The 12,919-nt window shown below is 32.4% G+C and carries 9 protein-coding genes; 2 read left to right on the top strand and 7 right to left on the bottom strand.

Translation table 11 applies throughout. The annotated features are described in order from the left end of the window. Positions 1-6: 6 nt before the first annotated feature. The 7 genes from mdh to AAEO58_RS08740 form a co-directional block, all read right to left on the bottom strand. Positions 7-939: a malate dehydrogenase gene (mdh, locus tag AAEO58_RS08770; RefSeq protein WP_133610056.1), complete on the bottom strand. Its 933-nt coding sequence runs from the start codon at positions 937-939 to the stop codon at positions 7-9. 137 nt (positions 940-1,076) lie between these two features. Beyond that, the gene (gene gyrB, locus AAEO58_RS08765; protein ID WP_133610054.1) at positions 1,077-3,017 is read right to left on the bottom strand and encodes a DNA topoisomerase (ATP-hydrolyzing) subunit B; all 1,941 of its coding nucleotides are present in this window, start codon (positions 3,015-3,017) and stop codon (positions 1,077-1,079) included. 260 nt (positions 3,018-3,277) lie between these two features. After that, positions 3,278-4,894, bottom strand: coding sequence for an asparagine synthase B (gene asnB, locus AAEO58_RS08760; RefSeq protein WP_341683070.1), 1,617 nt, complete (start codon positions 4,892-4,894; stop codon positions 3,278-3,280). 235 nt (positions 4,895-5,129) lie between these two features. Next, positions 5,130-5,579 carry a GreA/GreB family elongation factor gene (locus tag AAEO58_RS08755; protein WP_341683069.1) on the bottom strand — a complete coding sequence of 150 codons (450 nt, stop codon included), beginning with the start codon at positions 5,577-5,579 and terminating at the stop codon, positions 5,130-5,132. 45 nt (positions 5,580-5,624) lie between these two features. Beyond that, on the bottom strand, positions 5,625-6,188 hold the full coding sequence (locus AAEO58_RS08750; RefSeq protein WP_341683068.1) for a hypothetical protein: 564 nt from the start codon (positions 6,186-6,188) through the stop codon (positions 5,625-5,627). A 121-nt stretch (positions 6,189-6,309) separates the two neighbouring features. After that, the gene (locus AAEO58_RS08745; RefSeq protein ID WP_341683067.1) at positions 6,310-8,064 is read right to left on the bottom strand and encodes a porin family protein; all 1,755 of its coding nucleotides are present in this window, start codon (positions 8,062-8,064) and stop codon (positions 6,310-6,312) included. Positions 8,065-8,131: 67 nt separating this feature from the next. Then, the gene (locus tag AAEO58_RS08740) at positions 8,132-11,143 is read right to left on the bottom strand and encodes a tetratricopeptide repeat protein (protein ID WP_341683066.1); all 3,012 of its coding nucleotides are present in this window, start codon (positions 11,141-11,143) and stop codon (positions 8,132-8,134) included. Between the two features lie 188 nt (positions 11,144-11,331). Here AAEO58_RS08740 and AAEO58_RS08735 point away from each other — a divergent pair, with 188 nt between their 5' ends. Further along, positions 11,332-12,015 carry a cell division ATP-binding protein FtsE gene (locus AAEO58_RS08735; protein ID WP_133610041.1) on the top strand — a complete coding sequence of 228 codons (684 nt, stop codon included), beginning with the start codon at positions 11,332-11,334 and terminating at the stop codon, positions 12,013-12,015. Next, positions 12,016-12,912, top strand: a complete 897-nt coding sequence (locus tag AAEO58_RS08730) for a glycosyltransferase family 2 protein (RefSeq protein WP_341683065.1) — start codon at positions 12,016-12,018, stop codon at positions 12,910-12,912. The last annotated feature ends 7 nt before the right edge of the window (positions 12,913-12,919 follow it).

The raw sequence follows: 12,919 nt of genomic DNA, 5'->3' as shown, positions 1-12,919 counted from the left end.
GTAAAATTACAATACTGATTTTAAATCGGCATTCATATTACGAACTGCGTCTGCACTTTTAGCAAATAATGCTTTTTCTGCATCATTTAATTGCACATCAACGATTTTCTCGATACCATTCTTACCTATAATACATGGAACTCCCATACAAATATCTTCTTGTCCATACTCACCTTCTAAGAAAACTGAACATGGAATCATACGCTTTTGATCGTTTAAAATACTATCTACTAAATAAGCTACAGAAGCTCCTGGTGCATACCAAGCAGAAGTTCCTAATAAACCTGTTAAAGTAGCACCACCAACCATAGTATCAGCAGCTACTTTATCTAACTCAGCTTGAGATAAGAAATTAGAAACTGGAACACCATTGTAAGAAGCTAAACGAGTTAACGGAATCATAGTAGTATCACCGTGACCTCCAATAACCATACCTTGAATATCATTAGCTGGTTTATCTAATGCTTTTGACAAGAAATATTTGAAACGTGAACTATCTAAAGCGCCACCCATTCCAATTACTCTGTGTTTAGGTAATCCTGTTGCTTTTAATGTTAAATACGTCATTGTATCCATTGGATTTGACACTACTACAATAATTGCATTTGGCGAATGAGTTAATACATTATCAGCAACCGATTTAACAATTCCTGCATTAATTCCGATTAATTCTTCACGAGTCATTCCTGGTTTTCTTGGAATTCCAGATGTAATAACTACTACATCACTTCCTGCTGTTTTAGAATAATCTCCTGTTGTTCCGCTCAATTGTGTGTTGAATACAGTTGTTGTAGCACATTGCATAATATCCATAGCTTTACCTTCTGCAAAACCTTCTTTAATGTCAACTAATACTACTTCGCTTGCGATTCCTCTGTACGAAATAACATCTGCACATGTTGCACCCACGTTACCCGCACCTACTATTGTTACTTTCATTTTGTTGTGTATATTAAATATTTATAAAAATTAAAATTGATATTGAACTCCAATATTTCCGTTGACAAATTTACCAAAAGCAAATATTTGTTCTTGATAAAAAGACATATGATTTATCTGTTTATACTAATAAAATATTACGCATCAATTTTTGCGTAAGAAGCATTTTTCTCGATAAACTCTCTACGAGGTGGCACCTCATCGCCCATTAACATAGAGAAAACTCTATCAGCTTCTGCTAAACTATCAATAGTTACTTGTCTGAATGTTCTGTTTTCTGGATTTAAAGTGGTTTCCCATAATTGCTCAGCATTCATTTCTCCAAGACCTTTATAACGTTGAATAGCAGCACTTCCACCCATTCTTTCGTTAGCTACATCACGTTGAACGTCATTCCAAGCATACTCTTTTTTGTTTCCTTTTTTAACTAAATATAAAGGTGGAGCCGCAATGTATACGTGTCCTTTTTCGATAAGTTCTTTCATGTAACGGAAAAAGAACGTTAAAATTAAGGTAGAAATGTGAGAACCATCGACATCGGCATCACACATAATCACTACTTTGTGGTAACGTAATTTTTCTAAATTTAACGCTTTTGAATCTTCAGCTGTTCCGATTGTAACTCCCAATGCGGTAAAAATATTTCGAATTTCTTCGTTTTCAAATACTTTATGTTGCATTGCTTTTTCTACATTCAAAATCTTACCACGTAAAGGTAAAATCGCTTGGAAAAATCGATCACGACCTTGTTTAGCTGTTCCACCCGCCGAATCTCCCTCGACAAGGAAAATTTCGCATTTTGCTGGATCTTGTTCTGAACAATCAGATAATTTTCCAGGTAATCCACCGCCACCCATAACGGTTTTACGTTGTACCATTTCACGTGCTTTTTTAGCAGCGTGACGGGCTTGAGCAGCCAAAATTACTTTTTGAACAATGATTTTAGCATCATTTGGATTTTCTTCCAAATAATTCTCTAACATTTCTGAAACCGCTTGAGAAACCGGAGAAACTACTTCTCTATTTCCTAATTTGGTTTTAGTTTGACCTTCGAATTGTGGTTCTTGTACTTTTACCGAAATAATAGCTGTTAAACCTTCACGGAAGTCATCTCCAGAAATTTCAAATTTTAATTTATCTAACAATCCAGAAGCATCCGCATATTTTTTCAACGTACGAGTTAATCCCATACGGAAACCTTGCAAATGTGTCCCTCCTTCGTGTGTATTGATGTTATTTACATAAGAGAAAATATTCTCTGTATAACTCGTATTGTAAATTAAAGCCACCTCAACTGGAATTTCGCTTTTTTCATGTTCCATGCTAATTACATGAGAAATGATTGGTTCACGATTTCCATCTAAAAACTTAACGAATTCTTTTAAACCTTCTTTAGAATGAAATGTTTCTACTGGTTGAGAACCATCATCCGCTAAATGTCTTTTATCTGTTAACGTGATTGTAATTCCTTTATTCAAGAAAGAAAGTTCACGCAAACGAGCTGCTAAAGTATCGTAAGAATATTCTAAAGTTTGGGTAAAAATGGTAGCATCTGGTTTAAAAGTAACCATTGTACCTCTTTTATCAGTAGTTCCAATTTGTTTAACTGGATACATTGCTTTACCTCTTTCGTATTCTTGCTCATAGATTTTACCTTCACGGTAAACTGTTGCACGTAAATGATCAGAAAGTGCGTTCACACACGAAACTCCAACACCATGCAAACCTCCAGAAACTTTATATGAATCTTTATCGAATTTACCTCCAGCACCAATTTTAGTCATTACAACCTCAAGTGCAGAAACGCCTTCTTTTTTATGTAAATCAACTGGAATACCACGACCGTTATCTTCAACCGTAATCGAATTATCTTCATTAATTGCAACATAAATAGTATCACAATGTCCTGCTAACGCCTCATCAATTGAGTTATCTACAACTTCATAAACTAAATGGTGTAATCCACGAACTCCAGTATCTCCAATATACATGGAAGGACGCATTCTTACGTGCTCCATTCCTTCTAATGCCTGAATACTGTCAGCCGAATAACTACCTTTTTTATTTTCTTCACTCATAATATTTGTGCTAAATAAAGTATTTTTATATCAACAAATATAAGTAAATAGACAAAAAGAAGAAATAAAAACCATAGCAACTCAACACTAAGTTATCAACAATTGTTAATTTTTGACAAAAGTGCCTTAAATCGAATAAAAATAGCCTTATTTTAAATTTTTGATAATTTTTTAATTTCCTCAAAACAGAAGAAATAAAAAAAACCTCTTTAAAACGAAATTAAAGAGGCCTTTCAAAACAACAAACCTAATAAAAAATACTAAACCACTTCTTTTTCTACTGCAATAGACACATCCGCTTTCACGTGAGCGGCATTTGCTCTACCACTTGGATCTTGGTTTTCTTGCCATTTTGGAATCCATTTGCGAACTGTTTGTGCTGCACTATCTTGTGGAAAATGCTTATTAAAAATTCTTCTATAATAAAACGCCTCTTTTGTAACTGGCGTGTTATAAGGAAAGAACAGTTTTGCTTTTGCAAATTCTTCATCTGTAACTTGGCTCGAACAATATTCGATTAGAGTATCAATCCAGTTATACCCTACTCCGTCAGAAAATTGTTCTTTCTGACGCCATAAAATCTCTTCGGGCAAAAAGGGTCTTTCGGGTGTATCAAATGCTTTTCGTAAAATATATTTTTCAATTCCGTCATAGGTTTTTGGCATTTTTTCTTCTGGTTGAATTTTAATCGCCAAATCCAAAAATGCTTTATCTAAAAACGGAACTCTCGCTTCTAATCCGTGCGCCATAGTTGATTTATCGGCACGAAGTAAATCGGCGGTAAATAATTTTTGAACACGTTCGATGGTTTCTTTTTGGAAATCTAACACTGATGGCGCATTTCGGAAATACAAATAACCTCCGAAAATTTCATCAGCACCTTCGCCTGACAACACCATCTTAATTCCTTTTTCCGTAATCGCTTTCGACAAGAAATACATTGGCGTACTCGCACGAATTGACGTTACATCATACGTTTCCAAATGCCAAATCAACTTATCTAAAATTTCGATTCCTTGCTCCACTGTGAAATGAATTTCATGATGAGTAGTTCCAATGAAATCTGCTACTTTTTTTGCAGCAACTAAATCTGGAGCTGAAGCATCTAATCCAATTGAGAAAGAATGCAATTCTTGTCCGCTACCTTCTAACAATCTTGAAGTGATTGAAGCAATTAAAGAAGAATCTAATCCGCCAGAAAGCAATACTCCAAATGGTACATCACACATTAGTCGTTTTTCTACCGCTTGGGTTAAACTCGATTGTAAAGCTTGTAAATCTAATTTTTCAATTGCTGATTCATGCGCTTCCCATTCTGGTTTATAATACTTTACAAAACCTGTTTTTTCGGTGTAATAATGTCCTGGAGGAAAAGTTGAGAATGATTTACATTGGTCCGTAATCGCTTTCATTTCGGAAGCAAAATATAAGCGACCTCTTTCATCCATTCCGTAATACAAAGGCTTTACTCCAAGCGGATCACGAGCTACAATGTAATCATCTCCATCAATAACCACTAAAGCGAAAATTCCATCTAACATGTCACAGAAATCGTAACCAAATTCTTCATACAAATGCACGATAACTTCAGAATCTGATGTGGTTCTAAACGTGTGATGTTTTAAAATCGTTTCTCTTAACTTTTTGTGATTGTATATTTCGCCATTATGTACCATCCAAGCGGAATCGGTTCCTTGAATCGGTTGTTTTCCTGTATGTAAATCTACAATTGATAAACGTTCGTGTGCCAAAATGTGTCCTTTCTCCGTTACATGGATATCACTTTCATCTGGACCACGATGGCTCATTCTTTTTGATAATTGCTGCACTAAAGCTTCTTCTTTTCCTTTTCCTATAATGGCTAATATTCCGCACATAATCTTTAAGTTTAATCGTTGAAATGTTTAATTATTTAAGTGATATAAATGATTCACTTAATTTGATGAAGCAAAATTGAATATATAAGTTTAAATAATAAACCTTAAAACTAATTTTAATTATAATTTAAAACTAAAAATTGATTTTTTAATTATATTTTAAATTATAATGACTGTTTTACGTTTGTTTTGGTTACAAATCATAAAAAAACCACTCGAGAGAGTGGCGTTTGTTTTATTCGATGGATTTAATTTGGAATCGATTGGTATTGATCACAACCTCATCTCCGAGACTTTTCCCCATTAATTGACTTCCTAATGGCGATTGTGGTGAAACGGCAATAATCGTTTTATTTTCGAGTTGGATTTTTGGTAAAGCGGCGCTGATATAAAACAGCATTTCATTGGTTTGAACTAAACTTCCCAGAGCAACTTTGGTATGAATTGCATCCGCATCAATTTTGTCAATGCTATTTTTTTGACCGATGATTTCTGCTAATTTTTGATTGAGTTTTTCTTGCTCCAAATGCATCATTGACAAAGCGGTTTCGTGCTTATCGCCAGCCGAACCTTTCGCATCGTTTTGTGCATCTTGAGCTAAATCGGAAATCATAAAACGCAATTCGCTTATTTTTTCAGATAATAGGTTTTGATAATGGGATTTTATTTTTTGTTTGAAAGTCATGGTTTAACCGCTAAGTTCGCAAAGAAGGCGCTAAGAACGCGAGTATTATTTTTTCCCTTTTAAAATTTCATACAATACACCATACTCTCCACAGCTTCCAAAATCACTTACATCATTAGAAGAACCTAAAATATAGCTTTGTCCACATTCAAAACAAATTTTTGCTATTCCTATAATCTTATCTTGTTTGTAAAAAACAAGAATATCTCTATAAACTGGAGCACAAGCTAAAGGATAACCTCCTTCACATTTTGATGTACTAAAAAGTTTATTTATGTCTTTATGGATATTATTATCAATTTGTATTTTCGAAAATTTGTATTTTACCAAATTACTTATAAATTCTTTGTCATTAACATCTTTAGGATAATTATACCCAATTAGATTTAGATAATTATATTCTTCAGAATGCTTATCAATACCATCTAATCTTTGCATTTCGTGCAAAATATCGTCATCTTTTATATTTTTAGAATAATGTTCAACCTTATCAAAATCAAAGAAATTCAAATCATTAGATTTTATCTCAGTTGTATTCACAATTTTATCTTCTGAATCCTTACAATTCAAAAAACTAAAACAAATAATTATAAAAAGATATTTATTCACGAATATAGTATTGAAAAACTTAGAAAACAACTTTAGTAAACTTCAAAATTCGTTGTTCAAAATTGAATATTCAACATTCTTAACATTGAACAACGAACTTGGAATTTTGAATATTGAAGTTTTAGAAATCAAATTTATAATTAGCTCCTAACAACACCTGAATTCCTTGCACTGGGAAATTTGCCCAACGGTTGTATTGTTGATTGGCCAAGTTGTTTCCTTTTAAGAAAGCGGTTAATCTTGCGTTGTATTTGTAGCCTATGTGAGCATTCAAATCGAAATAGCTATCTAAAGTTATTGCTGTTGTAGTGAAAGTTCCTGGATTAATCGTTAAATCATCTTGAATTGAAATTAAATCTTTTCTTTCGCCTACAAAAAACACATTCGCTCCGGCATACCATTTTTCGTTGATATCAAAATCTACTGTTGAACCAATTTTCAATTGAGGTAAATTCCATGCTTCCGCTTGTGTATCGTTTGAGTAATTATTGTATGTTCCGTTGATTCCGAAAGTTACATTTTTAGAGAAATCGGCTTTCAATTCCCCGAAAATACCTAGCGTGTTTAAATCGTCATACACAACTCCGAATGAATTTCCATAAGCATAACCATTTGTATTTGTTCCAGTTCCATCAAAACCATTGCTTACAAATAACGCTCTATCTGCTTGATTTTTATTCGAAGCTCTAACATTAAACGCTACTGAATTGGCTAATTTACCTTTCAACCCAATATACAAATCAAATTTATTATCAGTTGGCGCAATAAACATTGTTGGTGATACAAACGGATTTTGATCTACGAAATCAGCATACGAATTTTGCTCTAAATCACCTTCCGCTCCGGCGTAAGCGACTAAAATATCACCTACTAATTTATAAGATGCTTTGATGTTTGGATAAATAAAAATCTTTCCATCGCTTTCTCCGTTGATTTTTGCTGTTGCATAATAAACCCCAGCTCCAATTTGAACCGATAAATCATCTTGTTGGTATAAAATACTTGGTTTTGTTCCTGCGATAATAGTGCTGTATTTTAATTCTGAATCTACATCGTACATTCTTTCAAAACTTCCTCCCACATAATCCACTACGAAATCTGCTTTTATTTTTTGATTCATTACATCGAAATCGAAATTTGGCTTGATGAAAAAACGATTTTCTCCTGAATCCAATCCGTCCGAAAAACGTTTGAATTGCATGCTAGCATCATTAAAAATTCCATCTTTAAAACTCATTTTTCCGCCTAAAGCGATTGTATTGTAAGTTTGTTTTGAATCGATTCCTGCAATCGTTGGATCATCAAAGAAAATGGTTTCTGTTGGTAAACCGTACCAATTGTAAATTTGGTTTTTCACGCCTAAATCTACATTCCAACTCATATCGCGTTCACGAACTCCGTACGTTACATCTAAACTTGTGTTGTAGAATTTATCATCTAAAACCAAATCTTTAATTCCGCCTTGAGACGACAAATGACGTAACATTCCGCCTACGTAATTGCTTCTACTTAAATTTTGTGTAATGAACAATTCTGCGTTGATAGTTGGGTAATTTCCGAAACCTAACGTGGCGTAATTGTTGTATAATTTTTCTTTTTCGATTTTATCTACACCAGCTGCTTTTCCTTTTGCTGGCGTAAACGTTGAAGCAACCGGAAACGAGAAAATATTGTACTGAATTACTTCTTTTTGCTGATTGTCTTCGTCATCTAACAATGGTGTTTCTTTAACCTTAAACGCATCTGAAATGGTTGGCGTATAAGGCTTCACAATGTTTACTACTTCCGAACCAATGTTTTCATCTTTTACTTGGGCAAAAGAAAATTGGATTCCGAATACGACTAAAACTAAGGCGATTATATTTAATTTCTTCATTTTCTATATTTTTAAATGAGATACTAGATACTGAAACAAGTACAGTATGACAATTATCTGATTTTTATTAATTTGTGATTGATGAATTACGTTTAGCTTCTTCTCCTTTGATGAAATCTAATTCTTTTTGAGCTTCTTCGATTACATCTGTATATTCTTTGAAGTTTTCAATAACACTTTCTAAAATGTAAGTTGCTTGGAAACTATCTTTTAATCCGTAGAAGTTTTTCGCCATAATTACTAAACTCTTCGCTCCGTAATATTTGTATCCTGAATAATCTTGAGCAATTTTTTGCACTACAACATTTGATGGTTCAAACTTGCCTTCTTTGTTTTTAAAGTAAGCATCGTAATACAAAGCTTCGGCAGCTAATTCCCCTTTTGCAATTTTTTGCAATTTAGCATACGCTTCTTTCGCTTTCGCTTCATCGTTTGTTTTAATAGCAGAACGCGCTACGATAATTTGAGCATCACTTTTAATTCTGTCATCGATTTTGTCGTTTTTCAATACTTTATCAGCATATACAACGGCATTAGTGAAATCTTGTTTTTCGTAATATGATTTCATTAAATTAGATTGTGCATACGTAGTATTTTGCGGGAAATCTGCTTCGGTTTCCAAACGTTTTAAAACTGGAATCGCGCTGTCGTAATTTTTAGCTTTCAAATGCACTTGACATAAACGTGCTAAAGCTTGTTCTGTAAATTCGTTTCTTGGTTTAGAAACTACAAACTCATAATGTTTTACTGAATTTGCTTCTAAATTATCTGCAAAATACAATTGTGCTAAATAGAAATTCGCTTTCAAAGCATGTAATCCGTTTGGAAATTTACTCACATAACTTGAGAATCCTGAAATAGCTTGTTTGCTGTTGTTTTGTAAATATTGTTTTTCGGCCGATTCGTATGTATCGTTATCTAAATCTGCATCAGAAACTTCAATAAATGATAAGGTTTTAACCCAAGCCGCATATTCATCCACTTGACCTTTATCTACATAGATTAAACGAGCTGTTGAAACGGCTTCGATAGATTCTGGTGAATTTGGATATTCGGCAACCACTTTTTTGAATTTCCCTAAAGCTAAATCTTCTTTGCTTGAGTTATAGTAAATTAAACCTTGTTTTAAAATGGCTTTTGCCACATACGAACTCGATTTATATCCGTTAATTAATTTATCGTAAGTTGCAATTCCTTTGTCGTTCTGATTTTGATTTACGTAAGTATTTCCTAATTCATACAAAGCATCATCTGCATATTGAGAGGTTGGATATGTTTTTACAAATTTTTCTAAATCTTCAATTTTACGATCTGGTTTGCTTACAAATCCGTAGCTAATTCCTTTTTGGAAAGCTGCGTAATCAGCATCAACACTTTTCATGTCGATAGCTTTATTGTAAGCATCCATTGCTGGCCAATATTTTGCTGCCATGAAATTACAATCACCTAATCTCAAATACGCATCGGTTAAACGAATTTTATCATCTTTAGAAGATTTGGTAAAAGCGTCGAAATATTGAATCGCATTTTCATATTCTTTCAATTTGAAATACGAATACGCTAAGTTGTAATTTGCATTTGCGTATTCAGGAGTGCTTGAAGCTTCGGCTGAATTCAAAAACTGTTTGAAACTCAATTTAGCTTCCTCAAATTGGTCTAAATTATACTCGGTTTCTGCTTTCCAAAAAGTAGCTCTTGCGGTGAATTTTGCGTCTTTATTTTCGGCTAACGATTTTTTAAATAACGTATAAGCACCTTTGTAATCGCCATCGGTATACAATTCTAAACCTCTGTAAAACGTTACTTTTTGATACGCTAATTTATTTTCTGGAGATTTATTTTTTTCTAATAAAACTAACGCTTCTTTATAATTTTTTGAAGTGATATAAGAACTAATCAACAATGTGTTAATCTCTGATTTATATGGCGTATTTGGATATTTAGCCACGTAAGCATTTAATACTTCAGGAACCGATTGATATGGATTCCCGATTTCGTAACTCAATTTCGCATAATTCAAATACGCATCTTCTTGAATTTTTAAATCAAATTCCATTTCAGAAGCAGTTTTGAAAGCATTTAACGCTTGTTGTTTTTTATCGGTTTTTAAATAACTTTCTGCTAAATGATAGTACGCATTTTGAGCCACAGCATCATTTCCGTCAATGATTTTATTGAATTGTGAAATGGCGTTTTCATAATCTTTTTGTTGGTAATAGGTGTAACCTAATTGGTAAAAATCGGTATTATTCCATTTTCCTTTTTTTCCATTATAAGCCAATAAATACGGAAGTGCTTTGTCATATTTTTTTAAATTGAAATAACTTTCTCCAATGATTTTAGACAATTCGCTTTTTTCTTCTCCTTTTGATTTTGGCATTTGTTCTACACCTAAATCAATAGCTTTTTGAAAATTTCCAAGCTTAAAATTCATGTCGGCTTGAAAATACCCCATTTTTTCTTTGTATTTGTCTTGGTCTGAAACTTGCTCGAAATATTGATTAGCACTTTTATAATCATCGGTTTCATAAGACATATAACCTAAATAATATTTTGCCTGACTTCCAAAAGTCTTCGAATTAACAACTTGATTGAAGTATTTTGTTGCTTCTTTCGTGTTTTTTGCCGTGAAATAAGCATATCCTTTTTGGAAATTGTATTTTTCTCTATCGGCTTGCGACATGCTATTCGAATCCGCTTTATCAAACCATTCTAATGATTTTGGATAATTTCCTTGATCAAAATAGTAATGTGCCACTTCAATATAGGCTTGATTCGTTTTTGTACTCGTTGGATAATCTTCAACAAAACTTTCTACCAAAACATCGGCTCCCATTTGATCCAAACGAATCGCGCAATTAGCAATATAGTAAGCGCAATCCGATTCTACTTCCATATTATCGGTTTTCGATTTTACTTTGTCGAATAAAATTTGGGCTGCTTGATATTGTTTATCTTTATACAACTCGACAGCTCTGTTGAACTCAGTTAACTCGTGTGTATAGACAGAAGATTGTTGGGCAAAAAGTGTTCCCGAAAAGAACAATACTAAAAAAGAAAGTTTTAAATACTTTATCATTTGATTCGTTATTTATAAGTTCCAAATATAAGGCTTATTGAAAGTATTAACGAAGGTTCTTAACATATTATTGTACAATTTTTGAACATAGTTTTTAACCAAATACACAATTTTTAATTGAAATCAACTTAAAATTTTGATACAGAACCATAAGTTATTACTTTTACATTTTAAAATCCATCAAAAATATGTCACAAACAGTTCTATCCTTAAAAAACGTAACGATTTATCAAGATAAAAATCCAGTTTTAACCGATGTAAACATCGATGTAAAACATGGTGAGTTTCTTTATTTAATTGGTAGAACAGGTTCGGGAAAAAGTAGTTTTTTAAAAACATTGTATGCAGATTTAGCCTTAACGGATGGCGAAGGTAGCATAGTGGATTACGATTTAAACACTTTAAAAGAAGACGACATTCCGTATTTGAGAAGAAAATTAGGCGTAGTTTTCCAAGACTTTAAATTACTTTCTGACAGAAGTGTAAAAGAAAATCTATTATTCGTTCTTAAAGCAACTGGCTGGACAGAAAAAGAAGAAATGGAAGTTAAAATCGAGGAAGTTTTAGACAAAGTTGGAATGAAAGGTTTTGCTAATAAAATGCCACACCAATTATCTGGTGGAGAACAACAACGTGTTGGGATTGCAAGAGCTTTACTTAACGATCCAGAAATCATTTTAGCTGATGAACCAACAGGAAATCTTGACCCACAAACTAGTGTAGAAATCATGGAAGTACTTCGTAAAATTAATGCGAATGGAAAAACCATTTTAATGGCGACTCACGATTATGCATTAGTTTTAAAATACCCTTCAAAAACTTTAAAATTTGAAGGTGGAAAAATGTTCGAAGTAGTTCAAAGATCGGTGTAAATGCTATCGATTTTAATTCCCACATACAACTACAATGTTTATCCATTAGTTACGGAATTAAAAAATCAGGCTGATGCTTTAGGCATTGATTATGAAATCTTAGTTCAGGATGACGGAAGTTCTTCATATTTAGAAGAAAATAGAAAAATATATGATTTAGCAAATTGCTCTTTCCTTGAAAATAAAGAAAATTTAGGCAGAAGTAAAGTGAGAAATTTATTAAGTAGTCAAGCGAAATATAATTGGTTACTATTTCTTGATTCAGATACCTTTCCTAAAAATTCAGACTATATTCTAAAATACATCCAAAATATTTCATCTAAAACAGGAATTATTTATGGTGGTATAGAATATCAAAACGAAGAACCAGAAAAAAACAGAATTCTTCGCTGGTTTTATGGAAAAGAAAGAGAAGCTTTATCTGTAAACAAAAGGAATAAAAATAAATATCTTTCATTTTTAACTCTTAATTTTCTGATTAATAAAAATGTTTTCAAAAGCGTAAAATTTAATGAAAACATTCCTAATCTTAGACATGAAGACACTTTATTCTCATACGATTTATTCAAAAAGAATATCTCAGTAGAGCACATAAAAAATGTCGTAATACATAATGGATTAGATGATAATATCGTTTTTTTAAGAAAATCAAAAGAATCAATTGAAGGGCTCCTTTTTTTAATAAATAACAACTTAATTAATAGTAATTATATTAAACTTTCAAAATATGGAAGAATAATAACTAATTTACAACTCACCTTTTTATTGGTCTTTTTTTTAAAAATATTCGGAAAAAAAATAGAACGAAACTTACTATCTGAAAAGCCAAATTTATTTCTATTTGATTTTTACAGATTATGTTATTTTTGTTTACTTCAAAAAAAGCACTCAAAGTAAATAATTA

The organism is Flavobacterium helocola, assembly GCF_038289885.1.
Lineage (GTDB): Bacteria > Bacteroidota > Bacteroidia > Flavobacteriales > Flavobacteriaceae > Flavobacterium > Flavobacterium cheniae.
The sequence above is the reverse complement of the archived record's forward strand: the minus strand, read 5'-3'. Positions and strand labels throughout refer to the sequence as shown.

What these genes read in the sequence shown, in the direction of transcription:
- AAEO58_RS08740 (WP_341683066.1), bottom strand. Translation starts at nt 11,143, where the DNA reads ATGATAAAGTATTTAAAACTTTCTTTTTTAGTATTGTTCTTTTCGGGA.
- AAEO58_RS08730 (WP_341683065.1), top strand. Translation starts at nt 12,016, where the DNA reads ATGCTATCGATTTTAATTCCCACATACAACTACAATGTTTATCCATTA.
- AAEO58_RS08735 (WP_133610041.1), top strand. Translation starts at nt 11,332, where the DNA reads ATGTCACAAACAGTTCTATCCTTAAAAAACGTAACGATTTATCAAGAT.
- AAEO58_RS08745 (WP_341683067.1), bottom strand. Translation starts at nt 8,064, where the DNA reads ATGAAGAAATTAAATATAATCGCCTTAGTTTTAGTCGTATTCGGAATC.
- gyrB (WP_133610054.1), bottom strand. Translation starts at nt 3,017, where the DNA reads ATGAGTGAAGAAAATAAAAAAGGTAGTTATTCGGCTGACAGTATTCAG.
- AAEO58_RS08755 (WP_341683069.1), bottom strand. Translation starts at nt 5,579, where the DNA reads ATGACTTTCAAACAAAAAATAAAATCCCATTATCAAAACCTATTATCT.
- asnB (WP_341683070.1), bottom strand. Translation starts at nt 4,894, where the DNA reads ATGTGCGGAATATTAGCCATTATAGGAAAAGGAAAAGAAGAAGCTTTA.
- mdh (WP_133610056.1), bottom strand. Translation starts at nt 939, where the DNA reads ATGAAAGTAACAATAGTAGGTGCGGGTAACGTGGGTGCAACATGTGCA.